The organism is Escherichia sp. E4930, from assembly GCF_005845405.1.
In the GTDB taxonomy this organism is placed as follows: domain Bacteria; phylum Pseudomonadota; class Gammaproteobacteria; order Enterobacterales; family Enterobacteriaceae; genus Escherichia.
Genome location: NZ_VCDZ01000007.1, coordinates 309,185 through 333,651, shown reverse-complemented (window position 1 = coordinate 333,651; position 24,467 = coordinate 309,185). Strand labels below are relative to the sequence as shown.

At 51.2% G+C, this 24,467-nt stretch carries 20 protein-coding genes; 15 read left to right on the top strand and 5 right to left on the bottom strand.

Annotated elements, in window-relative coordinates; translation table 11 throughout:
* The first annotated feature begins 359 nt into the window (after positions 1-359).
* From fruB to FFT88_RS11820, 6 genes are all read left to right on the top strand, one after another.
* Positions 360-1,490 (top strand): fused PTS fructose transporter subunit IIA/HPr protein, encoded by a 1,131-nt coding sequence (gene fruB / locus FFT88_RS11845; RefSeq protein ID WP_135404848.1) that lies wholly within the window; start codon positions 360-362, stop codon positions 1,488-1,490.
* Entirely contained in the window at positions 1,490-2,428 is a 939-nt protein-coding gene (fruK, locus tag FFT88_RS11840) for a 1-phosphofructokinase (RefSeq protein WP_000091270.1), read from the top strand. Before fruB ends, fruK begins: the two co-directional genes overlap by 1 nt.
* Before the next feature lie 16 nt (positions 2,429-2,444).
* On the top strand, positions 2,445-4,136 hold the full coding sequence (fruA, locus tag FFT88_RS11835; protein WP_135404851.1) for a PTS fructose transporter subunit IIBC: 1,692 nt from the start codon (positions 2,445-2,447) through the stop codon (positions 4,134-4,136).
* Positions 4,137-4,558: 422 nt separating this feature from the next.
* Entirely contained in the window at positions 4,559-5,500 is a 942-nt protein-coding gene (locus FFT88_RS11830; protein ID WP_130217116.1) for a pseudouridine kinase, read from the top strand.
* Complete coding sequence (gene psuG, locus FFT88_RS11825; protein WP_130217118.1) at positions 5,488-6,426, top strand: pseudouridine-5'-phosphate glycosidase; 939 nt, start codon at positions 5,488-5,490, stop codon at positions 6,424-6,426. The genes FFT88_RS11830 and psuG overlap by 13 nt, the downstream gene beginning before the upstream one ends.
* A 93-nt stretch (positions 6,427-6,519) precedes the next feature.
* Entirely contained in the window at positions 6,520-7,770 is a 1,251-nt protein-coding gene (locus FFT88_RS11820) for a NupC/NupG family nucleoside CNT transporter (protein WP_130221879.1), read from the top strand.
* 58 nt (positions 7,771-7,828) lie between these two features.
* On the opposite strand, the gene FFT88_RS11815 is transcribed toward FFT88_RS11820, so the two are convergent.
* On the bottom strand, positions 7,829-8,527 hold the full coding sequence (locus FFT88_RS11815) for a transcriptional regulator YeiL (protein WP_130217122.1): 699 nt from the start codon (positions 8,525-8,527) through the stop codon (positions 7,829-7,831).
* Positions 8,528-8,656: 129 nt separating this feature from the next.
* Here FFT88_RS11815 and rihB point away from each other — a divergent pair, with 129 nt between their 5' ends.
* Positions 8,657-9,598 carry a ribosylpyrimidine nucleosidase gene (gene rihB, locus FFT88_RS11810; protein ID WP_000415429.1) on the top strand — a complete coding sequence of 314 codons (942 nt, stop codon included), beginning with the start codon at positions 8,657-8,659 and terminating at the stop codon, positions 9,596-9,598.
* 99 nt (positions 9,599-9,697) lie between these two features.
* The gene (locus FFT88_RS11805) at positions 9,698-10,948 is read left to right on the top strand and encodes a NupC/NupG family nucleoside CNT transporter (RefSeq protein WP_135404852.1); all 1,251 of its coding nucleotides are present in this window, start codon (positions 9,698-9,700) and stop codon (positions 10,946-10,948) included.
* Positions 10,949-11,002: 54 nt separating this feature from the next.
* On the opposite strand, the gene FFT88_RS11800 is transcribed toward FFT88_RS11805, so the two are convergent.
* The 3 genes from FFT88_RS11800 to FFT88_RS11790 all read right to left on the bottom strand — a co-directional run bounded on the left by FFT88_RS11800 (position 11,003) and on the right by FFT88_RS11790 (position 14,074).
* A complete protein-coding gene (locus FFT88_RS11800; protein ID WP_135404855.1) occupies positions 11,003-12,091 on the bottom strand; it encodes a sugar kinase in 1,089 nt (362 codons plus the stop codon).
* Between the two features lie 2 nt (positions 12,092-12,093).
* Entirely contained in the window at positions 12,094-12,951 is an 858-nt protein-coding gene (gene nfo / locus FFT88_RS11795) for a deoxyribonuclease IV (protein WP_000873880.1), read from the bottom strand.
* Positions 12,952-13,024: 73 nt separating this feature from the next.
* Positions 13,025-14,074, bottom strand: coding sequence for a YeiH family protein (locus FFT88_RS11790; RefSeq protein ID WP_000182044.1), 1,050 nt, complete (start codon positions 14,072-14,074; stop codon positions 13,025-13,027).
* A 98-nt stretch (positions 14,075-14,172) separates the two neighbouring features.
* Between FFT88_RS11790 and yieE the strand changes: the two genes are divergently transcribed.
* The 3 genes from yieE (at position 14,173) to cirA (ending at position 19,005) form a co-directional block, all read left to right on the top strand.
* Positions 14,173-15,054, top strand: coding sequence for a DNA-binding transcriptional regulator YeiE (yieE, locus tag FFT88_RS11785; protein WP_130207074.1), 882 nt, complete (start codon positions 14,173-14,175; stop codon positions 15,052-15,054).
* A 204-nt stretch (positions 15,055-15,258) separates the two neighbouring features.
* Positions 15,259-16,728, top strand: coding sequence for a lysine-specific permease (gene lysP / locus FFT88_RS11775; RefSeq protein WP_130207072.1), 1,470 nt, complete (start codon positions 15,259-15,261; stop codon positions 16,726-16,728).
* Between the two features lie 285 nt (positions 16,729-17,013).
* Positions 17,014-19,005 (top strand): catecholate siderophore receptor CirA, encoded by a 1,992-nt coding sequence (cirA, locus tag FFT88_RS11770; protein ID WP_135404857.1) that lies wholly within the window; start codon positions 17,014-17,016, stop codon positions 19,003-19,005.
* A 31-nt stretch (positions 19,006-19,036) separates the two neighbouring features.
* Here cirA and yeiG read toward each other — a convergent pair whose 3' ends face one another.
* On the bottom strand, positions 19,037-19,873 hold the full coding sequence (gene yeiG / locus FFT88_RS11765) for an S-formylglutathione hydrolase (RefSeq protein ID WP_135404860.1): 837 nt from the start codon (positions 19,871-19,873) through the stop codon (positions 19,037-19,039).
* Between the two features lie 257 nt (positions 19,874-20,130).
* On the opposite strand from yeiG, the gene folE reads away from it, so the two are divergent.
* The 4 genes from folE (at position 20,131) to mglB (ending at position 24,433) form a co-directional block, all read left to right on the top strand.
* Positions 20,131-20,799: a GTP cyclohydrolase I FolE gene (folE, locus tag FFT88_RS11760; protein ID WP_001139613.1), complete on the top strand. Its 669-nt coding sequence runs from the start codon at positions 20,131-20,133 to the stop codon at positions 20,797-20,799.
* 16 nt (positions 20,800-20,815) lie between these two features.
* Positions 20,816-21,973 (top strand): DUF418 domain-containing protein YeiB, encoded by a 1,158-nt coding sequence (yeiB, locus tag FFT88_RS11755; protein WP_130207066.1) that lies wholly within the window; start codon positions 20,816-20,818, stop codon positions 21,971-21,973.
* 141 nt (positions 21,974-22,114) lie between these two features.
* On the top strand, positions 22,115-23,137 hold the full coding sequence (gene galS / locus FFT88_RS11750; protein ID WP_130207064.1) for an HTH-type transcriptional regulator GalS: 1,023 nt from the start codon (positions 22,115-22,117) through the stop codon (positions 23,135-23,137).
* Between the two features lie 297 nt (positions 23,138-23,434).
* Positions 23,435-24,433 carry a galactose/glucose ABC transporter substrate-binding protein MglB gene (gene mglB / locus FFT88_RS11745; RefSeq protein WP_001036964.1) on the top strand — a complete coding sequence of 333 codons (999 nt, stop codon included), beginning with the start codon at positions 23,435-23,437 and terminating at the stop codon, positions 24,431-24,433.
* Positions 24,434-24,467: the final 34 nt, after the last annotated feature.

The following is a 24,467-nucleotide window of genomic DNA, read 5'->3' as shown; positions in this document are numbered from 1 at the left end:
ATCAGTGAAAGATGAAGACGCGGAGTTTACGCTGCCTGTCAGAAAATAAACAGTCAGTGAAATCAAACTCGCTACGAATAATCAAAATGGCATTTCACTCTTGCTGATCCTCAGCTGACGCCGTCGAAATGCTAATGCTGACGGCTAATTTCACGGTCAGCATTTCAGATTTTTGGCAAAAAAATGTGCAGCACATCAAACTTTTGGACATAATTTAGCGGCTTCCCTTGCGTGCTGAAGAAGAAGTATTATTCTTGATTGAAACGTTTCAGCGCGATCTTGTCTTTAATCCTAAGCCAGGTTGGCGCTTTTTTTCTCATAGAAGCTGAATCGTTTCAATTCAGCAAGAGAGGAGAACTATGTTCCAGTTATCCGTACAGGACATCCATCCGGGCGAGAAGGCCGGAGACAAAGAAGAGGCTATTCGCAAGGTCGCCGCGGCGCTGGTGCAAGCCGGTAATGTAGCGGAAGGCTACGTCAATGGCATGCTGGCGCGCGAACAGCAAACCTCAACCTTCCTCGGCAATGGGATTGCTATTCCACACGGTACTACCGACACCCGCGATCAGGTGCTGAAAACCGGCGTTCAGGTATTTCAGTTCCCGGAAGGCATTACCTGGGGTGACGGTCAGGTAGCGTACGTGGCGATCGGTATTGCTGCCAGCTCGGATGAACATCTGGGCTTGCTGCGCCAACTAACCCATGTACTGAGCGATGATTCCGTTGCTGAACAACTGAAGTCAGCAACAACAGCCGAAGAACTTCGCGCATTGCTGATGGGCGAAAAGCAGAGTGAGCAGCTGAAGCTCGATAACGAAATGCTGACGCTGGATATCGTTGCCAGTGATTTGCTGACCCTGCAAGCGTTAAACGCCGCTCGTCTGAAAGAAGCGGGCGCAGTTGACGCTACCTTCGTCACCAAAGCCATCAACGAGCAGCCATTAAATCTCGGGCAAGGCATCTGGCTGAGCGATAGCGCCGAAGGTAATCTGCGTAGCGCGATTGCGGTAAGCCGTGCGGCAAGTGCTTTTGATGTGGACGGCGAAACGGCAGCCATGCTGGTGAGTGTGGCGATGAATGACGATCAGCCCGTCGCGGTTCTTAAGCGTCTCGCCGATTTGCTGCTCGACAATAAAGCTGACCGCTTGCTGAAAGCAGATGCGGCAACGCTGCTGGCACTGCTGACCAGCGATGATGCGCCGACCGACGACGTGTTAAGCGCGGAGTTTGTGGTGCGCAATGAACACGGCCTGCATGCCCGTCCAGGCACCATGTTGGTCAATACCATTAAACAATTTAACAGTGATATTACCGTGACAAACCTTGATGGCACCGGCAAACCGGCAAACGGACGTAGTCTGATGAAAGTTGTAGCACTTGGCGTTAAGAAAGGTCATCGCCTACGCTTTACCGCCCAGGGACCAGATGCTGAACAGGCGCTGAACGCCATTGGCGACGCCATCGCCGCAGGTCTTGGGGAGGGCGCGTAATGAGCAGACGTGTTGCTACGATCACCCTTAATCCGGCTTATGACCTTGTTGGTTTCTGCCCGGAAATTGAACGCGGCGAAGTGAACCTGGTGAAAACCACCGGTCTGCATGCGGCAGGTAAAGGTATCAACGTTGCCAAAGTTCTGAAAGATCTGGGGATTGATGTCACTGTTGGCGGCTTCCTCGGTAAAGATAACCAGGATGGGTTTCAGCAATTGTTCAGCGAGCTGGGCATTGCCAACCGTTTCCAGGTTGTACAGGGGCGCACCCGTATTAATGTCAAGTTGACGGAAAAAGACGGCGAAGTGACCGACCTCAACTTCTCGGGTTTTGAAGTCACTCCAGCCGACTGGGAACGTTTTGTGACGGATTCTCTGAGCTGGCTTGGTCAGTTCGATATGGTCTGTGTCAGCGGCAGTTTACCATCAGGCGTCAGCCCGGAAGCCTTCACCGACTGGATGACTCGCCTGCGTAGTCAGTGTCCTTGCATTATCTTTGATAGTAGTCGTGAAGCGTTAGTGGCAGGTTTGAAAGCGGCACCGTGGCTGGTGAAACCTAACCGCCGCGAGCTGGAAATCTGGGCTGGCCGTAAACTGCCTGAAATGAAAGATGTGATTGAAGCTGCGCATGCGCTGCGTGAACAAGGTATCGCGCATGTCGTTATTTCACTGGGTGCCGAAGGCGCGCTTTGGGTTAATGCCTCCGGCGAATGGATCGCCAAACCACCGTCAGTCGATGTCGTAAGCACCGTTGGCGCAGGGGATTCTATGGTTGGTGGTCTGATTTATGGCTTGCTGATGCGTGAATCCAGTGAACACACTCTGCGTCTGGCGACAGCTGTTGCTGCCCTGGCGGTAAGTCAAAGCAATGTGGGTATTACCGATCGTCCGCAGTTGGCCGCAATGATGGCGCGCGTCGACTTACAACCTTTTAACTAACAGCAGGAGAGGCATAATGAAAACGCTGCTGATTATTGACGCTAATCTCGGTCAGGCACGCGCCTATATGGCGAAGACCCTGCTGGGCGCGGCGGCGCGAAAAGCAAAACTGGAAATCATCGACAATCCGAACGACGCTGAAATGGCGATTGTTCTCGGTGATTCGATCCCGAACGACAGCGCGCTGAACGGTAAAAATGTCTGGCTGGGCGATATTTCCCGGGCAGTTGCGCACCCTGAGCTGTTCCTGAGTGAAGCCAAAGGCCATGCGAAACCTTACACTGCGCCGGTCGCTACGACAGCACCGGTTGTTGCGAGTGGTCCGAAACGCGTAGTTGCGGTGACTGCTTGCCCGACCGGGGTGGCGCACACTTTTATGGCGGCAGAAGCCATTGAAACCGAAGCGAAAAAACGTGGCTGGTGGGTGAAAGTTGAAACTCGTGGCTCTGTAGGCGCGGGTAATGCCATCACCCCTGAAGAAGTGGCTGCGGCGGATCTGGTGATTGTGGCGGCAGATATTGAAGTCGATCTGGCGAAATTTGCTGGTAAACCGATGTATCGCACCTCTACCGGTCTGGCGCTGAAGAAAACCGCGCAGGAACTGGATAAAGCCGTTGCTGAAGCGACGCCTTACGAACCAGCAGGCAAAGCTCAAACGGCGGCGACTGAAGGCAAGAAAGAGAGTGCAGGCGCGTATCGTCACTTGCTGACGGGCGTTTCCTACATGTTGCCGATGGTGGTTGCTGGCGGTCTGTGTATCGCGCTTTCTTTTGCTTTTGGTATCGAAGCGTTTAAAGAGCCGGGTACGTTGGCAGCGGCGCTGATGCAGATTGGGGGCGGTTCAGCCTTTGCGCTGATGGTGCCGGTACTGGCAGGTTATATTGCCTTCTCTATTGCCGACCGTCCGGGCCTCACGCCTGGCCTGATTGGCGGTATGCTGGCGGTCAGCACTGGTTCTGGTTTCATTGGCGGTATTATTGCGGGCTTCCTGGCAGGTTACATCGCGAAGTTAATCAGTACGCAATTGAAACTGCCGCAGAGTATGGAGGCGCTGAAACCGATCCTGATCATTCCGCTGATTTCCAGTCTGGTGGTTGGTCTGGCGATGATCTACCTGATCGGTAAACCAGTTGCTGGCATCCTCGAAGCTCTGACTCACTGGCTGCAAACGATGGGGACTGCGAATGCGGTTCTGCTGGGTGCGATCCTTGGCGGCATGATGTGTACTGATATGGGCGGTCCGGTTAACAAAGCGGCATACGCGTTCGGTGTGGGTCTGCTGAGTACCCAAACCTATGGCCCAATGGCAGCGATTATGGCGGCAGGTATGGTGCCACCTCTGGCAATGGGGCTGGCAACGATGGTGGCGCGTCGCAAATTCGACAAAGCGCAGCAGGAAGGCGGCAAAGCAGCTATGGTACTGGGACTGTGCTTTATTTCGGAAGGTGCAATTCCGTTTGCTGCTCGTGATCCGATGCGCGTGCTGCCGTGCTGTATCGTTGGTGGGGCGCTGACTGGCGCAATCTCTATGGCGATTGGTGCGAAACTGATGGCACCGCACGGTGGTCTGTTTGTTCTGCTGATCCCGGGCGCTATTACGCCGGTACTGGGTTACCTGGTCGCAATTATTGCCGGTACGCTGGTGGCGGGTTTGGCTTATGCCTTCCTGAAACGTCCGGAAGTGGACGCGGTAGCGAAAGCCGCATAATAAAACGTGAACAACAGGGCAGAAATTTCCTGCCCTGTATCATTTGATGATCGCAAGGTGATTGACAAGTTCTTGAAGGTAACTATATGAATTTATATGGTTTATTTTTAAGTGAAAACCTGAAATCTTCATCGAACATCAACGTTATTTCCTCAAGGGCAGATTAATTTCTGCCCTTTTTTATTGTTCCTGTTCTGTGCATCCCATCACAAATTCCTCGTTTTTTTAATCCATGCATTTAATAGCGTTTTGTGAGCCTGTTCAAATCTGCCCATTTTGCCCATCTGGCGGCAATTTACTTTAAGTAAAACATGCATACTATGAGCACATGTTTAAATATGAACACATGTTTAAACATTATTTGCAGTACCTATATTCTTGTGGATTGACAGAGTTGGTAATTTTTTACCAGGGGACGTGCTATGCGCGAAAAGGAATATGTCGTAATTATAGGTTCGGCGAATATTGATGTCGCCGGATATTCACATGAATCATTAAATTATGCGGATTCAAATCCAGGGAAAATAAAGTTTACTCCTGGTGGAGTAGGGCGCAATATCGCGCAAAATCTGGCATTGCTGGGGAACAAAGTCTGGCTACTTAGCGCTGTAGGCAGTGATTTTTATGGCCAATCGCTCCTGACGCAAACCAATCAATCCGGTGTTTATGTCGAGAAATGCCTGATTGTGCCAGGGGAAAATACCTCGAGCTATTTATCATTGCTCGATAATACCGGTGAAATGCTGGTTGCTATAAATGACATGAATATTAGTAACTGTATTTCTGCGGAATATCTCGCACAGCACCGTGAATTTATCCAGGGAGCAAAGGTCATTGTCGCTGACTGTAATATCAGTGAAGAGGCGTTGGTCTGGATTCTGGATAATGCCGCCGACGTACCTGTATTTGTCGATCCGGTTTCGGCCTGGAAATGTGTCAAAGTGCGCGATCGGCTAAGTCAGATCCATACCCTGAAGCCAAACCGCCTTGAAGCGGAAACCCTGAGCGGGATTGCGCTGTCAGGGCGTGAAGATGTCGCAAAAGTTGCCGCCTGGTTCCATCAACATGGCCTTAACCGCCTGGTACTGAGTATGGGCGGAGACGGCGTTTACTACAGTGAAATCGGCGGTGAAAACGGCTGGTCTGCACCGATTAAAACCAATGTCATTAATGTTACCGGAGCGGGCGATGCCATGATGGCAGGTCTTGCATCGTGTTGGGTCGACGGAATGCCGTTTGCCGAATCTGTTCGTTTTGCACAGGGATGTTCGTCAATGGCGCTCTCCTGTGAATACACCAATAACCCAAATTTATCGATTGCCAACGTTATATCGTTAGTGGAGAACGCAGAATGTCTGAATTAAACATTTCCCCTGAATTATTACAAATTTCCCCGGAAGTTCAGGATGCTTTAAAAAGCAAAAAACCAGTTGTTGCGCTGGAATCGACCATTATCTCTCACGGTATGCCGTTTCCACAAAATGCCCAGACGGCAATTGAAGTAGAAGAAACTATTCGTAAACAGGGCGCTGTACCTGCCACTATCGCCATTATTGGTGGCGTGATGAAAGTGGGGTTAAGCAAAGAAGAAATTGAATTGCTGGGTCGTGAAGGACATAACGTAACCAAAGTTAGCCGTCGCGATTTACCTTTTGTTGTTGCGGCTGGGAAAAATGGCGCAACCACCGTTGCTTCAACGATGATTATTGCGGCGCTTGCCGGAATTAAAGTATTTGCCACCGGTGGTATTGGCGGTGTGCATCGCGGGGCGGAACATACCTTCGATATTTCTGCCGATTTGCAAGAACTGGCGCACACCAATGTCACCGTAGTGTGTGCCGGAGCAAAATCTATTCTCGATTTAGGCTTAACTACCGAATATTTAGAAACTTTCGGTGTACCGCTAATTGGCTATCAGACCAAAGCGCTGCCTGCGTTTTTCTGCCGCACCAGCCCGTTTGACGTCAGCATTCGTCTCGACAGTGCCACAGAAATTGCCCGTGCGATGGCGGTGAAATGGCAAAGCGGGCTGAACGGTGGCCTCGTGGTAGCGAACCCGATCCCGGAACAGTTTGCTATGCCGGAACACACTATCAATGCGGCGATCGATCAGGCGGTAGCTGAAGCTGAAGCGCAGGGCGTTATTGGTAAAGAAAGTACGCCGTTCTTGCTGGCGCGCGTTGCTGAACTGACCGGCGGTGACAGCCTGAAATCCAACATCCAGCTGGTGTTCAACAACGCCATTCTGGCGAGTGAAATTGCCAAAGAATACCAGCGTCTCGCGGGTTAATTTCTGACGGGCAGAAAGCCGTCGCCCGTACTGATCATACATACCGAAACCTGGCGCTGACGCCGGGTTTACTGGCATGAAGGGAAAATCATTATGGATATAATGAGAAGTGTTGTGGGGATGGTGGTGTTACTGGCAATAGCATTTGTGTTGTCGGTAAATAAAAAAAGTATCAGTTTGCGCACGGTTGGGGCCGCGCTGCTGCTGCAAATCGCTATTGGTGGCATCATGCTCTATTTTCCGCCGGGAAAATGGGCAGTAGAACAGGCGGCATTAGGCGTTCATAAAGTGATGTCTTACAGTGATGCCGGTAGCGCCTTCATTTTTGGTTCGCTGGTTGGGCCGAAAATGGATGTTCTCTTTGATGGCGCGGGCTTTATCTTCGCCTTTCGCGTACTTCCGGCGATTATCTTCGTTACCGCGCTCATTAGCCTGCTTTATTACATTGGCGTGATGGGGCTGCTGATTCGCATTCTTGGCAGTATTTTCCAGAAAGCCCTTAACATCAGCAAAATCGAATCTTTTGTTGCAGTTACCACTATTTTCCTCGGGCAAAACGAGATCCCGGCGATCGTAAAACCGTTTATCGATCGTATGAATCGCAACGAGCTGTTTACCGCAATTTGTAGCGGGATGGCGTCCATTGCTGGTTCGATGATGATTGGTTATGCCGGAATGGGCGTGCCGATTGACTACCTGTTAGCGGCATCGCTGATGGCTATCCCCGGCGGTATTTTGTTTGCGCGTATTCTTAGCCCGGCAACCGAGCCTTCGCAGGTGACATTTGAAAACCTGTCGTTCAGCGAAACGCCGCCAAAAAGCTTTATCGAAGCGGCGGCGAGCGGTGCGATGACCGGGCTGAAAATCGCCGCGGGTGTGGCGACGGTGGTAATGGCGTTTGTCGCAATTATTGCGCTGATCAACGGCATTATCGGCGGAATTGGCGGCTGGTTTGGTTTCGCCAATGCTTCTCTGGAAAGTATTTTTGGCTATGTGCTGGCGCCACTGGCGTGGATCATGGGGGTAGACTGGAGCGATGCTAACCTTGCGGGTAGCCTGATTGGGCAGAAACTGGCGATAAACGAATTTGTTGCTTACCTGAGTTTCTCCCCATACCTGCAAACGGGCGGCACGCTGGAAGTGAAAACCATTGCGATTATCTCCTTTGCGCTTTGTGGTTTTGCTAACTTTGGTTCTATCGGCGTTGTCGTTGGGGCGTTTTCGGCTATTTCGCCAAAACGTGCTCCGGAAATCGCCCAGCTTGGTTTACGGGCGCTGGCAGCAGCGACGCTTTCCAACCTGATGAGTGCGACTATTGCCGGGTTCTTTCTTGGGCTGGCGTAATGCTCGATTTATAGTCCGGATAAGACGTATCCGGCAATCGCACTATTGCCAATAATTTTTACTGCATCATCCCGGAGAATTTATTCTCCGGGTCCATTTCCAGCGCCAACCCTAACAGCTGCTTTCTGTTTTTAATTAAATATCCTTTCTGACTTTTAATTAATAAACCGTCGTGAATGAATTGCGCGAGAACATATAACAGGTGCCGATAAGAAACACCCAAATACTCTGCCGCTTGTGTGTGTTTTTCGTGATAAAGATCACCTTCTTGCGAGAGTAATATAAATGCTGCCAGGCGATTCACTAACGGAAATGATTGGTTCTGCGTTAGAGATACAATATTACGATAATTTTTATGACTTAAGGTGACGCAGAGTTTTCGTAAAAATAGCGTGTCGTTTAATAACAGCGGACGGTAATGTTTCATAGGGAGCGCAATACACCAACACTCTTCAATAGCCTGTACCGCACGCGGTTCATGATCTTTATCGATTAACTCAATCTCGCCAATAAAACAGGGTGCGGCAAAGAAATCAATCAGCGACACGCGACCATTAGCTAGCGTGGCGTAAAGTCTGGCACGGCCTCGCGTCAGGTAAAACAGCCAGGATGGCTGTTGCCCTTCCTGCACAATGTAGTCACGCGCTAAAAAATGAAACAGCCGCGTATCGGCTGAAACATCCGTTGAAAAGCAATCCTTAAACGCGGATTCACTCATCAATTGCTGCTTAAGATCATTATTGTGGATTTCTTTCACGATGTTTATCCGCTATGAGATTTCTCATATTTAGCATACGTACGCTGTTGTTAAGATTCAATCATCGGCCCGGTCGAATTTTCTTTGCTGTAGAAAAAATAACGCAACTGGAAACAGAGGAAATAAACAATGGAAAAGAGAAAAATTATTCTGGATTGTGATCCGGGTCATGATGATGCTATTGCCATAATGATGGCTGCGAAACATCCGGCGATTGATTTATTAGGTATCACTATTGTGGCGGGTAATCAGACGCTTGATAAAACATTAATTAATGGCCTGAATGTTTGCCAGAAACTGGAGATTAATGTTCCGGTTTATGCGGGGATGCCGCAGCCCATTATGCGTCAACAAATTGTTGCCGATAATATTCACGGTGAAACCGGACTGGATGGCCCGGTATTCGAGCCGCTGACCCGCCAGGCAGAAAGCACTCATGCGGTGAAATACATCATTGATACCCTGATGGCAAGCGATGGCGATATCACTCTAGTGCCGGTTGGTCCGCTTTCAAATATCGCGGTGGCAATGCGCATGCAACCCGCAATCCTGCCCAAAATCCGTGAAATTGTACTGATGGGCGGCGCTTATGGTACTGGCAACTTTACGCCATCCGCCGAGTTCAACATCTTTGCTGACCCGGAAGCCGCACGCGTGGTGTTCACCTCCGGCGTTCCGTTGGTGATGATGGGCCTCGATCTCACCAACCAGACCGTTTGCACCCCTGACGTGATTGCACGGATGGAAAGGGCAGGCGGCCCTGCCGGGGAGCTGTTCAGCGACATCATGAACTTCACTCTCAAAACGCAGTTCGAAAACTACGGTCTGGCTGGCGGCCCGGTGCACGACGCCACCTGCATCGGTTATCTGATTAACCCTGATGGCATTAAAACCCAGGAGATGTACGTCGAAGTGGACGTCAACAGTGGCCCTTGCTATGGGCGTACCGTCTGCGACGAGCTGGGCGTTCTTGGCAAGCCCGCCAATACCAAAGTCGGCATCACTATTGATACCGACTGGTTCTGGGGATTAGTCGAAGAGTGCGTTCGCGGCTACATCAAAACCCATTAAGTGTTGATAACAAGCCGGGCCAGTATCGCAAAATGCAGGCCCGGCTATTTCTGATGGGCAGAAAGCCGTCGCCCAAAATGACATGAAGAGATAATAACTATGGATGTCATGAGAAGTGTTCTGGGAATGGTGGTATTGCTGACGATTGCGTTTTTACTGTCAGTAAACAAGAAGAAAATCAGCCTGCGTACCGTTGGCGCGGCGTTAGTGTTACAGGTCGTGATTGGCGGCATTATGCTTTGGTTACCGCCAGGGCGTTGGGTCGCTGAAAAAGTCGCTTTTGGCGTGCATAAAGTGATGGCGTACAGCGACGCGGGTAGCGCATTTATCTTCGGTTCTCTGGTCGGACCGAAAATGGACACCTTATTTGATGGCGCAGGATTTATCTTTGGTTTCAGGGTATTACCGGCAATTATCTTCGTTACTGCACTGGTGAGTATTCTCTACTACATCGGTGTGATGGGGATTTTAATTCGCATTCTCGGCGGTATATTCCAGAAAGCATTAAATATCAGCAAGATTGAGTCATTCGTCGCGGTCACTACCATTTTCCTCGGGCAAAACGAAATTCCGGCGATTGTGAAGCCCTTTATCGATCGTCTGAATCGCAATGAATTATTTACAGCGATTTGTAGCGGCATGGCCTCGATTGCTGGTTCGACAATGATTGGTTACGCCGCACTGGGCGTGCCTGTGGAATATCTGCTGGCGGCATCGTTAATGGCGATCCCTGGCGGGATCTTGTTTGCCCGCCTGTTAAGCCCGGCTACGGAATCTTCGCAGGTTTCCTTTAATAACCTCTCTTTCACCGAAACACCGCCAAAAAGCATTATTGAAGCTGCAGCGACTGGGGCGATGACCGGGCTGAAAATCGCTGCGGGTGTGGCGACAGTAGTCATGGCATTTGTTGCCATCATTGCGTTAATTAACGGTATTATCGGCGGCGTTGGCGGCTGGTTTGGTTTTGAGCAAGCCTCGCTGGAGTCCATTTTAGGTTATCTGCTGGCCCCGCTGGCGTGGGTGATGGGTGTTGACTGGAGTGATGCAAATCTTGCCGGGAGTTTGATTGGGCAGAAGCTGGCGATCAATGAATTTGTCGCTTATCTCAATTTCTCGCCATATCTGCAAACGGGTGGCTCTCTGGATGCTAAAACCGTGGCGATTATTTCTTTTGCGCTGTGCGGTTTCGCTAACTTTGGTTCTATCGGGGTAGTGGTTGGGGCATTTTCTGCGGTTGCGCCACACCGTGCGCCGGAAATCGCCCAGCTTGGTTTACGGGCGCTGGCGGCGGCGACACTTTCTAACCTGATGAGTGCGACCATTGCCGGGTTCTTTATTGGTTTAGCGTAGTGCGCGATTTATGAGCCGGATAAGACGCGTTAAGCGTCGCATCCGGCAACATTGTTACACCATTGGTACTAATGAAAGCGCATTATCGGCAGACAGGGTAGGGTTGTTTAAGCTGCCGCTGGCGCGCGAAATTGCCGCGCAGGCCATCGCAAAACGGGCGCTATCACGGAAACTGCATCCTTCCAGAAAGCTATACACCAGGCCCGCCATAAAACCATCGTCAGCACCAAAACTGTCTACCGTCGTATGCGCTGGCGCAGTCAGCAAAAATTGTTCACCATCCTTTTCGCTGCAATAAACTGACTCATCGGGCAAATAAACAAACAGTTGCTGAACACCTTGCTGATGCAACGCATTCACTGCGGCATTACGGTCAGCATCGCTGATGATCGCCTGTCCCCATAAAATTTCCAGTTCCTGTAAAGTGGGTTTCAGGGTGTGAATATGCGCCAGCCAGTGTTTGATTTTGCCCGCTTTGAATTCTGAAACGGTATCGACAAACACCGGGATTTCATCAGCGAGGGTAAAGACCCACTCCAGCGCCTCGGCAGTCAGGTTACAATCTGCCAGCACTACGCCCGCATGACGAAGTAAATCGCGAGACCCGTTCAGTAGTTGCGGTGTCAACTGTTCCAACAGATGGGTATCGTTAATCGCCAGCACGGTTTCATCGTCTCGATTGGCAATTGCCAGATACGTCGATGTGCTTTGACCGTGTAAACGAACGCAGCCGGAGACATTCACGCCGGCGCGGTGCGTCTCTTCCAGGAGCATTTCGCCATAAAAGTCATCGCCAATCACTGAAAGCAAATGGACGTCGCGGCCTAACAGCGCCAGATTGTGGGCGATGTTGCGCCCAACGCCGCCCGCCGAGCAATGAATCGTACCGGGATTCGAGGCCGCTTGCGGATAACGAATATCCGCCATCCCGCGAATATCCATATTGATTGTTCCCACCACCACGCAATATTCCTGCTCGGTGAGAATGTAACCTTTGCCTTTAATCCGCCCTTTGCGCATTAAATCCATAATATGCGCCGCAACGCGCGAACGGCTAATTTGCAGCATGTCCGCAATTTCGTTCTGCTGAATCAGCGGGTTACGCCGTAAAATTGCAAGGATCTCCTTCTCCCGGTTATTCATCTTCAGGCTACCGCTTTTTCAGTTTGTTGCGCTTTCAGCCAGGCGATCTCTTCTGCCCAGATATCCGGGTTGATGGTTTCAAGGATCAGCGGAATGCCGTCGAAACGGTCGTCCTGCATGATCCAGCGGAACGCATCATGACCGATATTGCCTTCACCGAGGCTATGATGGCGGTCAACGCGGCTGCCAAAGGTGCTTTTCGCATCGTTAAGGTGCATCCCGCGCAGATACTTAAAGCCGACAATACGGGCAAAATCTGCGAATGTTTTCTCGCATTCGGCTGGAGTACGCAAATCATACCCAGCAGCGAAAGCATGGCAGGTATCAATGCAGACGCCGACGCGGGATTTATCTTCCACGCCGTCGATAATCGCCGCGAGATGTTCGAATTTAAACCCTAAGTTACTGCCCTGACCGGCGGTGTTTTCAATCACCGCGGTCACACCTTGAGTTTTATCCAGCGCAATGTTGATGGATTCGGCAATACGCGCAAGGCAATCCTCTTCTGAAATCTGCATCAGATGGCTGCCAGGGTGGAAGTTGAGCAAAGAAAGCCCTAGCTGTTCGCAACGCTGCATTTCATCTATAAAGGCATCGCGCGATTTTTCCAGAGCTTCAGCGACCGGATGTCCGAGGTTAATCAGATAACTGTCGTGGGGAAGAATTTGCGCCGATGTGTAGTGATATTTTTCACAGGCGGCTTTGAATTCATCGATGGTTTGCGTCGTGAGCGGTGCGGCACGCCACTGACGTTGGTTTTTGGTGAACAAGGCAAACGCGGTTGCGTCGATTTCGGCGGCGCGAATTGCGGCATTTGCCAGACCGCCAGCAGCACTAACGTGCGCTCCAATGTATTTCATGCGAGGACTCCTGTTAAACCCGCTGGAGGAAAACGGTAATGATAGCGGGTTAACAGGAGCAAGATGTAGTGGTTTATGCGATGACGCTTTGAATCACATAGTTAATTGCACCACCACCAACAATCAGCCAGGCAAACAGTACCAGTGCCATCAGCAGAGGTTTCGCCCCGGCTTTTTTCAGCGCGCTGACGTGAGTGGTCAGACCCAGCGCCGCCATCGCCATTGCCAGCAGGAAGGTATCCAGCGTTACCAGCATGTTCACCACGCTCTGCGGTAACAGGTGGAACGAGTTAAAGATGGCAACTACGATGAACAAGATGGCAAACCACGGAATAGTGATTTTGCTTTTCTCGCCGCTGTTCGCCCCAGACAGCTGTTTAACACGCGCCGCCAGCAGGATGAGGAACGGAGCCAGCATCATCACGCGCAGCATTTTGGAAATAACTGCTGCGTTTTCTGCATCCGGGCTGATGGCATGACCTGCCGCCACCACCTGCGCCACTTCGTGCACAGTAGAACCAATGTAGATACCGAAAGTTTCCGGGCTAAACCATTGAGACATCAGCGGATATATCGCCGGGTAGAGGAAAATCGCGACGGTCCCGAAGATAACAACGGTTGCAACAGCCACGGTTACTTTACTGGCTTCCGCTTTCACTACCGGCTCAGTCGCCAGTACCGCTGCAGCACCACAGATACTGCTACCGGCACCGATCAACCAGCTGGTGTGCTTATCCAGACCAAACACTTTCTGCCCCAGGAAGCAAGCCAGCAGGAAGGTACTGGACAGCGTCAGCACGTCAATGATGATCCCACTGATACCGACATCGGCAATTTGCGAGAACGTCAGACGGAAGCCATAAAGAATGATACCCAGACGTAATAAATATTGCTTGGCAAACAGCACGCCACCGTCACAGCTTTTCCAGATGTGCGGATAGATGGTGTTGCCTAAAACCATCCCCAACAAGATTGCGAGGGTGAGGGCACTAAACCCGGCACCCGCAATCGCGGGAATGGAACCACCCCACAGGGCGACCCCGGTGATAACTGCACTCAGGGCTAACCCCGGAATAAAATGCCACAGTGTACGATGTTGTTTCTGTAAGGTGATATTCGTCATAACCCTCTCCTTTAACCGGGCATAAGGTTACGACTAACTGGTTTAAAAATAAAATTGATTATATATTTATAATTAATCTTTATAAGTGGTAAGCGACTATGCACATCACCCTCCGGCAGTTGGAAGTTTTTGCAGAAGTATTGAAAAGTGGATCAACCACCCAGGCGTCGGTGATGCTGGCGTTGTCGCAATCAGCAGTGAGCGCAGCCTTGACCGACCTGGAAGGGCAGCTTGGCGTGCAACTGTTTGATCGCGTGGGGAAAAGACTGGTTGTTAATGAACACGGGCGGCTGCTCTATCCGCGTGCGTTGGCACTGCTTGAACAGGCGATTGAAATCGAACAACTGTTTCGCGAAGACAACGGCGCGATTCGTGTCTATGCCAGTAGTACCATCGGTAACTACATTCTGCCTGCAGTCATCGCCCGTTATCGCCATGATTATCCGCAGTTACCGATTGAACTGAGCGTTGGGAACAGCCAGGACGTGATGCAAGCGGTGCTGGATTTCCGCGTTGATATTGGCTTTATTGAAGGACCGTGCCACAGCACTGAAATCATTTCTGAACCGTGGCTGGAAGACGAGCTGGTGGTTTTCGCCGCGCCGACTTCGCCGTTGGCCCGTGGTCCGGTCACTTTAGAACAGCTGGCCGCTGCTCCGTGGATCCTGCGTGAACGCGGTTCCGGCACGCGGGAGATTGTCGATTATCTGTTACTGTCGCATTTACCGAAGTTTGAGATGGCGATGGAATTAGGTAACTCCGAGGCAATCAAACATGCGGTGCGTCATGGGTTGGGAATCAGTTGCCTGTCGCGAAGGGTCATTGAAGATCAATTGCAGGCTGGCACATTAAGTGAAGTTGCTGTCCCTCTGCCGCGCCTGATGCGTACGTTGTGGCGTATACATCATCGGCAGAAACACCTTTCCAACGCGTTACGGCGCTTTCTGGAGTACTGCGATTCCTCCACTTTGCCGCGTTAATCCGTTGTACAGAAACCTACGGGGGCTGTGTCGATTTTGTGACGCAGCACCACCGGTATACATTCGCCAGAAAAGAGATTGGTTGCTTTACTTATAATCCCTGGGCGATCATGAAGGTGTCTTATAAAAGCGTATTTCTACCGGAAGGATTGCAAATCGTCTGCTACAATCGCGCCTCATTTTTAAGATGGATAGCATTTTCGTATGGTTTCCGAAACTAAAACCACAGAAGCGCCGGGCTTACGCCGTGAATTAAAGGCGCGTCACCTGACGATGATTGCCATTGGCGGTTCCATCGGTACGGGTCTTTTTGTTGCCTCTGGCGCAACGATCTCTCAGGCAGGTCCAGGTGGGGCGCTGCTCTCGTATATTCTGATCGGCCTGATGGTTTACTTCCTGATGACCAGTCTTGGTGAACTGGCGGCATATATGCCGGTTTCTGGTTCCTTTGCCACTTACGGTCAGAACTATGTTGAAGAAGGCTTTGGCTTCGCGCTGGGCTGGAACTACTGGTACAACTGGGCGGTTACTATCGCCGTTGACCTGGTGGCCGCTCAGTTGGTCATGAGCTGGTGGTTCCCGGACACCCCGGGTTGGATCTGGAGTGCGCTGTTCCTCGGCGTTATCTTCCTCCTGAACTACATTTCAGTTCGTGGCTTTGGCGAGGCGGAATACTGGTTCTCACTGATCAAAGTCACTACGGTCATTGTCTTTATCATCGTCGGCGTGATGATGATTATCGGCATCTTCAAAGGCGCACAGCCTGCGGGCTGGAGCAACTGGACGATTGGCGAAGCACCATTTGCTGGTGGTTTTGCGGCGATGATCGGTGTGGCAATGATTGTCGGCTTCTCTTTCCAGGGAACCGAGCTGATCGGTATTGCTGCAGGCGAGTCCGAAGAACCGGCGAAAAACATTCCACGCGCGGTACGTCAGGTGTTCTGGCGAATCCTGCTGTTCTATGTGTTCGCAATCCTGATCATCAGCCTGATCATTCCATACACCGATCCGAGCCTGCTGCGTAACGATGTTAAAGACATCAGCGTCAGCCCGTTCACCCTGGTGTTCCAGCATGCGGGTCTGCTCTCTGCGGCGGCGGTGATGAACGCGGTTATTCTGACGGCGGTGCTGTCAGCGGGTAACTCCGGTATGTATGCGTCTACTCGTATGCTGTACACCCTGGCGTGTGACGGTAAAGCGCCGCGCATTTTCGCTAAATTGTCGCGTGGCGGCGTACCGCGTAACGCGCTGTATGCGACCACGGTAATTGCGGGTCTGTGCTTCCTGACCTCCATGTTTGGTAACCAGACGGTATACCTGTGGCTGCTGAACACCTCCGGTATGACAGGCTTTATCGCCTGGCTGGGAATTGCGATCAGCCATTATCGTTTCCGTCGCGGTTATGTGCTGCAGGGGCATGATATTAACGATCTGCCGTACCGTTCAGGCTTCTTCCCGCTGGGACCGATCTTCGCTTTTGTGCTGTGCCTGATTATCACTCTGGGCCAGAACTACGAAGCGTTCCTGAAAGACACTATCGACTGGGGTGGCGTAGCGGCAACCTATATTGGCATCCCGCTGTTCCTTATGATCTGGTTTGGCTATAAGTTGATTAAAGGAACCCACTTCGTACGCTACAGCGAAATGAAGTTCCCGCAGAACGATAAGAAATAAGTTTTACCCCTTCCTTAATAAAGCCCTCTCAACCGAGAGGGCTTTTTCTTTTCCTTAGCATTCATACGGATATAAAATTTAACATTTGGATTGATAATTGTTATCGTTTGCATTATCGTTACGCCGAAATCAAAAAAGGCTGACAAATCAGAGGCTGTTCAGGCTTTTGGGATGATCACCTGCATACAAAAAAGTCTACCGCGATGCTGCCGTACGCAAGGGGACATGAAGAAGATGTGAGCGATAACCCATTTTATTTTCGTAGTTACCTCATGGAGATATGGAATGTTTAGGTTGAACCCTTTCGTACGGGTCGGGCTGTGTTTGTCCGCAGTTTCATGTGCATGGCCTGTGTTAGCGGTTGATGATGATGGCGAAACGATGGTAGTCACGGCATCTTCCGTTGAACAAAACCTCAAAGATGCGCCCGCCAGTATCAGTGTCATTACCCAGCAAGATTTGCAACGTAAACCAGTGCAAAATTTGAAGGATGTCCTCAAAGAAGTGCCGGGCGTACAACTGACTAACGAAGGGGACAACCGTAAGGGCGTCAGTATTCGTGGTCTGGATAGCAGCTACACCCTGATTCTTGTCGATGGTAAACGTGTTAACTCGCGCAATGCCGTCTTCCGCCATAATGACTTTGACCTGAACTGGATCCCGGTCGATTCCATCGAACGTATCGAAGTGGTACGTGGCCCGATGTCTTCACTGTATGGTTCCGATGCGCTCGGCGGCGTGGTGAACATCATCACCAAAAAAATCGGCCAGAAATGGTCAGGCACTGTAACGGTAGATACCACCATTCAGGAACATCGCGATCGCGGTGACACCTACAACGGCCAGTTCTTCACTAGTGGACCGCTGATTGACGGCGTGCTGGGAATGAAAGCTTACGGCAGCCTGGCAAAACGTGAAAAGGATGACCCGCAGAGTTCCTCTACTACCGACACGGGAGAAACGCCGCGTATTGAAGGATTCTCCAGTCGCGACGGCAATGTCGAATTTGCCTGGACGCCGAATCAAAATCACGATTTTACCGCTGGTTACGGTTTTGACCGCCAGGATCGCGATTCTGACTCGCTGGACAGAAACCGCCTCGAACGCCAGAACTACTCCGTAAGCCATAATGGGCGCTGGGATTACGGCACCAGCGAACTGAAATATTATGGTGAGAAAGTCGAGAACAAAAACCCAGGCAACAGTAGCCCGATTACTTCCGAAAGTAACACGGTCGATGGTAAATACACGCTGCCGCTGACGGCTATCAATCAGTTTGTCACGGTGGGTGGTGAATGGCGCCACGACAAACTTAGCGATGCGGTGAACCTGACCGGTGGCACCAGCACTAAAACGTCCGCCAGTCAGTACGCGCTGTTTGTGGAAGATGAATGGCGGATCTTCGAGCCGCTGGCGCTGACGACCGGCGTGCGTATGGACGATCACGAAACCTACGGCGAACACTGGAGTCCGCGTGCCTACCTGGTTTATAACGCCACCGACACCGTAACGGTGAAAGGGGGCTGGGCGACGGCATTTAAAGCACCTTCGTTATTACAACTTAGCCCCGACTGGACGACCAATTCCTGCCGTGGCGCATGTAAGATTGTGGGTAGCCCGGATATGAAACCAGAAACCAGCGAAAGTTGGGAACTGGGGCTTTACTACATGGGTGAAGAGGGCTGGCTGGAAGGTGTTGAATCCAGTGTGACCGTCTTCCGCAATGATGTGAAAGATCGTATTAGCATCAGCCGTACATCTGACGTCAATGCTGCGCCGGGTTACCAAAACTTTGTTGGTTTTGAAACGGGGGCAAACGGTCGACGTATACCGGTGTTCAGCTACTACAACGTTAACAAAGCTCGTATTCAGGGCGTGGAAACCGAGCTGAAAATTCCGTTCAACGATGAATGGAAGCTGTCACTCAACTACACCTACAACGATGGACGCGATGTTAGCAACGGTGAAAACAAACCGCTATCCGATCTGCCGTTCCATACCGCTAACGGTACGCTAGACTGGAAACCGCTGGCGCTGGAAGACTGGTCGTTTTATGTTTCTGGTCACTACACTGGTCAGAAACGAGCCGACAGCGATACCGCTAAAACGCCAGGTGGCTATGTGATCTGGAATACCGGCGCGGCCTGGCAGGTGACCAAAGACGTCAAACTGCGCGCAGGCGTGCTGAACCTGGGCGACAAAGATCTGAGTCGTGATGACTACAGCTATAACGAAGACGGACGTCGTTACTTTATGGCTGTGGATTATCGCTTCTGATGAGGAGATGCCCGGCGAACCGGGCGAACTTTCACTTCAGTAAATACTGCGCATGGAAGCGCAGATGATCCTCTATAAAAGAAGCAATGAAGTAGTAACTGTGATCATAACCAGGTTGAATACGTAGCGTCATCGGCCACGCTTTCTGGCGCGCGGCTTCTGCCAGTACTGCAGGTTGCAGTTGGTCAGCAAGAAACTGATCATTATCACCCTGATCAATAAGCGTCGGGATCGCATCCTGCGCGTTACTGGCATACATCAGCGCGCAACTGTCCCATTCCAGCCATGCATCTTTGTCCTCACCTAAATAGCGGCTAAACGCTTTGATTCCCCACGGGACGCAGCACGGATTCACAATCGGCGCAAAGGCCGAAACGCTGGTGTACTTGCCCGGATTTTTCAGCGCCATAATCAATGCGCCATGACCCCCCATCGAATGGCCACTAATAGCACAGCGATCGCTGACGTTAAATTGCGATTGAATCAGCGTCGGTAATTCATCGCGCAGATAATCATACATCCTGTAATGCGTCGCCCACTGCGGTTGCGTGGCGTTGAGATAAAACCCCGCACCCTGGCCTAAATCGTAGCCATCATCGTTAGCAATCTGTTCGCCGCGCGGGCTGGTGTCTGGCATTACCAGCACAATCCCCAGTTCTGCCGCTACGCGCTGAGCGCCTGCTTTGGTGGTGAAGTTCTCGTCATTGCAGGTTAAACCTGAAAGCCAGTACAGCACAGGCGGAGGGGCGTTGTCGCGGGGCGGTGGGAGAAAGATGCTGAACGTCATCGGGCAATTTAAGGTACTGGAGTCGTGCCGCCAGCGTTGCTGCCAGCCTTCAAAACAGCGGTGCTCTTCGAGCATTTCCATGCGTGGCTCCTTGTTGTGTTGTTTGCATTTTAGTCATCATACCGTTTATTCAATGCGCTGTGAGTAACTTTCACTTCCGCATATGCATAACGATGTTTTAACATCTAACGCTGAAAGGCAGCGGCAATTACAATAATTATCGCTGTGAATACTGGATTATGTGCGCCACCTCACGCACAATAATCGGGCTGCTAATCAGCTTAATAACTTTGCCCCCACGCAGGGCGGAGGCGTCACACCTGCAGGAGAAAACATAAATGCCATCACTCAGTAAAGAAGCGGCCCTGGTTCATGAAGCGTTAGTTGCGCGAGGACTGGAAACACCGCTGCGCCCGCCCGTGCATGAAATGGATAACGAAACGCGCAAAAGCCTTATCGCCGGTCATATGACTGAAATCATGCAGCTATTGAATCTCGACCTCGCTGATGACAGTTTGATGGAAACGCCGCATCGCATCGCTAAAATGTATGTCGATGAAATTTTCTCCGGTCTGGATTACGCCAATTTCCCGAAAATCACCCTCATTGAAAACAAAATGAAGGTCGATGAAATGGTCACCGTGCGCGATATCACTCTGACCAGCACCTGCGAGCACCATTTTGTCACTATCGATGGCAAAGCGACGGTAGCCTATATCCCGAAAGATTCGGTGATCGGCCTGTCGAAAATTAACCGCATCGTGCAGTTCTTTGCCCAGCGCCCGCAGGTGCAGGAACGTCTGACTCAGCAAATCCTCATTGCGCTGCAAACGCTGCTGGGGACCAATAACGTGGCTGTCTCCATCGACGCGGTGCATTACTGCGTGAAAGCGCGTGGCATCCGCGATGCAACCAGCGCCACGACAACGACCTCCCTCGGTGGTTTGTTCAAATCCAGTCAGAATACGCGGCACGAGTTTCTGCGCGCTGTGCGTCATCACAACTGATTAAAAGGCAGGAACCATGGAGCGCAACGTCACGCTCGATTTTGTTCGCGGCGTCGCCATTCTGGGGATCCTGCTATTAAACATCAGCGCCTTTGGTTTACCAAAGGCGGCTTATCTCAATCCCGCCTGGTATGGCACTATTACCCCGTCCGACGCCTGGACCTGGGCGTTTTTGGATCTCATCGGCCAGGTAAAATTCCTCACGCTTTTTGCGCTGCTGTTTGGCGCGGGCCTGCAAATGTTGCTGCCGCGCGGCAGACGCTGGATCCAGTCGCGGTTAACACTGCTAGTCTTGCTGGGCTTTATTCACGGTTTATTGTTCTGGGACGGCGATATCCTGCTGGCTTACGGATTGGTGGGCTTAATCAGTTGGCGACTGGTGCGTGATGCGCCATCGGTAAAAAGTTTATTTAATACTGGCGTGATGCTGTATCTGGTGGGGATTGGCGTTTTGCTGTTGCTGGGGTTGATTTCTGACAGCCAGACCAGCCGCGCCTGGACGCCAGATGCATCGGCCATTTTGTATGAAAAATACTGGAAACTTCATGGCGGCGTTGAAGCGATCAGTAACCGCGCCGATGGCGTCGGTAACAGTTTACTGGCACTGGGCGCGCAGTATGGCTGGCAACTGGCAGGGATGATGTTAATTGGCGCTGCGCTGATGCGTAGCGGCTGGCTGAAAGGGCAGTTCAGCTTACGTCACTATCGTCGTACCGGTTTTGTGCTGGTGGCAATTGGTGTGCTGATTAACCTTCCTGCTATCGCACTGCAATGGCGGCTGGACTGGGCGTATCGCTGGTGTGCCTTCTTACTTCAAATGCCGCGTGAACTTAGCGCGCCGTTTCAGGCAATTGGCTATGCGTCGCTGTTTTATGGCTTTTGGCCGCAATTAAGCCGCTTCAGGCTGGTGCTGGCAATCGCCTGCGTCGGACGGATGGCGCTAACCAATTATCTACTGCAAACGCTGATTTGTACCACGCTGTTTTACCACCTCGGTTTGTTTATGCAGTTTGACCGCCTGGAGTTGCTGGCGTTTGTCGTTCCGGTATGGCTGGCGAACCTGCTTTTCTCTGTTATCTGGCTGCGTTACTTCCGTCAGGGGCCGGTGGAATGGCTCTGGCGTCAGTTAACCTTGCGCGCTGCCGGACCTGCATTATCTAAAACATCCAGATAACGATCTGGATCACATTCATTAACAAAACGGCTGTAACCGTTTCCATTGCTGTGACTCGATTCACGAAGTCCTGTATTCAGTGCTGACAAAATAGCCGCCAGCAAGCAGTAATCTACTGCAATCTCATAACAGGTAGTGAATATGATCACCATTCGTGATGTAGCGCGTCAGGCTGGCGTCTCTGTGGCAACGGTTTCCCGGGTGCTCAATAACAGCACGCTGGTCAGTGCCGACACGCGTGAAGCAGTTATGAAAGCGGTGAGTGAGTTGGATTATCGGCCAAATGCCAATGCACAGGCGCTGGCAACTCAGGTGAGCGATACCATCGGTGTGGTGGTCATGGATGTTTCAGATGCATTTTTCGGCGCATTGGTTAAAGCCGTCGATCTCGTTGCCCAGCAACATCAGAAATATGTGTTGATTGGCAATAGCTATCATGAAGCGGAAAAAGAGCGTCACGCCATCGAAGTGCTAATCCGCCAGCGTTGTAACGCATTGATCGTTCATTCAAAAGCGTTAAGTGACGACGAGCTGGCGCAATTTATGGACAACATTCCCGGCATGGTGCTCATCAATCGGGTTGTGCCAGGCTATGCCCATCGCTGTGTTTGTCTGGATAATATCAGCGGTGCCAGAATGGCGACGCGCATGTTGCTGAATAACGGTCATCAACGTATCGGCTATCTCTCTTCCAGCCACAGCATTGAAGATGACGCAATGCGTAAAGCGGGCTGGATAAGCGCGCTGAAAGAGCAGGATATTGTTCCGCCGGAAAGCTGGATTGGCACGGGGACGCCGGATATGCCAGGCGGCGAGGCGGCGATGGTTGAACTACTCGGGCGCAATCTACAACTTACCGCTGTATTTGCCTATAACGACAATATGGCCGCTGGCGCTCTGACGGCATTAAAAGATAATGGCATTGCGATTCCGTTACATCTCTCAATCATTGGTTTCGATGATATCCCCATTGCTCGTTACACCGACCCGCAATTAACGACCGTGCGTTATCCCATTGCTTCGATGGCAAAATTAGCCACTGAACTGGCCTTGCAGGGGGCAGCAGGCAACATTGATCCGCGTGCCAGCCACTGTTTTATGCCGACGTTAGTGCGCCGCCATTCTGTCGCAATACGCCAGAATGCGGCGGCGATCACTAACTGAGCAAATCAGAGGATGTAACCGCTTTCAATTTGTGAGTGATTTCACAGTATGTTAACAATGTGGTAGCTATGATTGCACCGTTTTAACGTTGTAACTTGTATGTAACAGTGAGTGATCGCTTTTATCGAAGTTATGGCGTCATAACAACAATTAGAGCCGTTTTATGGAGCGTTACCGGGCATGGACGAACGGATTTTTAAAAATGAGCTTCGGCGTTCAGTAACACTTCATTAACCATACTGGCCCGCCGAGCATTTATCTCAAGCACTACCCTGCATAAGAAAAACCGGAGATACCATGAATAAGAAGGTGTTAACCCTGTCTGCTGTGATGGCCAGCATGTTATTCGGCGCCGCTGCACACGCTGCTGATACCCGTATTGGTGTGACGATTTATAAATATGACGATAATTTTATGTCTGTTGTGCGTAAGGCTATCGAACAGGATGCGAAAGCAGCACCAGACGTCCAGTTGCTGATGAATGATTCACAGAATGACCAGTCCAAGCAGAACGATCAGATTGACGTGCTGTTGGCAAAAGGGGTGAAGGCGCTGGCAATCAACCTGGTTGACCCGGCAGCTGCGGGTACGGTGATTGAGAAAGCGCGCGGGCAAAACGTGCCGGTGGTTTTCTTCAACAAAGAACCTTCCCGTAAGGCACTGGATAGCTACGACAAAGCCTACTACGTTGGTACTGACTCCAAAGAGTCCGGCATTATCCAGGGCGATCTGATTGCTAAACACTGGGCGGCGAATCAGGGTTGGGATCTGAACAAAGACGGTCAGATTCAGTTCGTACTGCTGAAAGGCGAGCCGGGCCATCCGGATGCAGAAGCACGCACCACTTACGTGATTAAAGAGCTGAACGATAAAGGCATCAAAACTGAACAGTTACAGTTAGATACCGCTATGTGGGACACTGCTCAGGCGAAAGATAAGATGGACGCCTGGCTGTCTGGCCCGAACGCCAACAAAATCGAAGTGGTTATTGCTAACAACGATGCGATGGCAATGGGTGCGGTTGAAGCGCTGAAAGCACACAACAAGTCCAGCATTCCGGTGTTTGGCGTCGATGCGCTGCCAGAAGCTCTGGCGCTGGTGAAATCCGGTGCGCTGGCGGGGACCGTACTGAATGATGCCAACAACCAGGCGAAAGCGACCTTTGATCTGGCGAAAAACCTGGCCGATGGCAAGGGCGCTGCTGACGGCACCAACTGGAAAATCGACAACAAAGTGGTTCGCGTACCTTATGTTGGCGTAGACAAAGATAACCTGGCTGAATTCAGCAAGAAATAAGACTGAACGGGCGCAATAGTTTATTGCGCCCTTA

What these genes read in the sequence shown, in the direction of transcription:
- FFT88_RS11820 (WP_130221879.1), top strand. Translation starts at nt 6,520, where the DNA reads ATGGATATAATGAGAAGTGTTGTGGGGATGGTGGTGTTACTGGCAATA.
- fruA (WP_135404851.1), top strand. Translation starts at nt 2,445, where the DNA reads ATGAAAACGCTGCTGATTATTGACGCTAATCTCGGTCAGGCACGCGCC.
- FFT88_RS11805 (WP_135404852.1), top strand. Translation starts at nt 9,698, where the DNA reads ATGGATGTCATGAGAAGTGTTCTGGGAATGGTGGTATTGCTGACGATT.
- FFT88_RS11800 (WP_135404855.1), bottom strand. Translation starts at nt 12,091, where the DNA reads ATGAATAACCGGGAGAAGGAGATCCTTGCAATTTTACGGCGTAACCCG.
- nfo (WP_000873880.1), bottom strand. Translation starts at nt 12,951, where the DNA reads ATGAAATACATTGGAGCGCACGTTAGTGCTGCTGGCGGTCTGGCAAAT.
- lysP (WP_130207072.1), top strand. Translation starts at nt 15,259, where the DNA reads ATGGTTTCCGAAACTAAAACCACAGAAGCGCCGGGCTTACGCCGTGAA.
- fruB (WP_135404848.1), top strand. Translation starts at nt 360, where the DNA reads ATGTTCCAGTTATCCGTACAGGACATCCATCCGGGCGAGAAGGCCGGA.
- galS (WP_130207064.1), top strand. Translation starts at nt 22,115, where the DNA reads ATGATCACCATTCGTGATGTAGCGCGTCAGGCTGGCGTCTCTGTGGCA.
- yeiG (WP_135404860.1), bottom strand. Translation starts at nt 19,873, where the DNA reads ATGGAAATGCTCGAAGAGCACCGCTGTTTTGAAGGCTGGCAGCAACGC.
- yeiB (WP_130207066.1), top strand. Translation starts at nt 20,816, where the DNA reads ATGGAGCGCAACGTCACGCTCGATTTTGTTCGCGGCGTCGCCATTCTG.
- FFT88_RS11790 (WP_000182044.1), bottom strand. Translation starts at nt 14,074, where the DNA reads ATGACGAATATCACCTTACAGAAACAACATCGTACACTGTGGCATTTT.
- rihB (WP_000415429.1), top strand. Translation starts at nt 8,657, where the DNA reads ATGGAAAAGAGAAAAATTATTCTGGATTGTGATCCGGGTCATGATGAT.
- fruK (WP_000091270.1), top strand. Translation starts at nt 1,490, where the DNA reads ATGAGCAGACGTGTTGCTACGATCACCCTTAATCCGGCTTATGACCTT.
- FFT88_RS11830 (WP_130217116.1), top strand. Translation starts at nt 4,559, where the DNA reads ATGCGCGAAAAGGAATATGTCGTAATTATAGGTTCGGCGAATATTGAT.
- folE (WP_001139613.1), top strand. Translation starts at nt 20,131, where the DNA reads ATGCCATCACTCAGTAAAGAAGCGGCCCTGGTTCATGAAGCGTTAGTT.
- yieE (WP_130207074.1), top strand. Translation starts at nt 14,173, where the DNA reads ATGCACATCACCCTCCGGCAGTTGGAAGTTTTTGCAGAAGTATTGAAA.
- cirA (WP_135404857.1), top strand. Translation starts at nt 17,014, where the DNA reads ATGTTTAGGTTGAACCCTTTCGTACGGGTCGGGCTGTGTTTGTCCGCA.
- mglB (WP_001036964.1), top strand. Translation starts at nt 23,435, where the DNA reads ATGAATAAGAAGGTGTTAACCCTGTCTGCTGTGATGGCCAGCATGTTA.
- psuG (WP_130217118.1), top strand. Translation starts at nt 5,488, where the DNA reads ATGTCTGAATTAAACATTTCCCCTGAATTATTACAAATTTCCCCGGAA.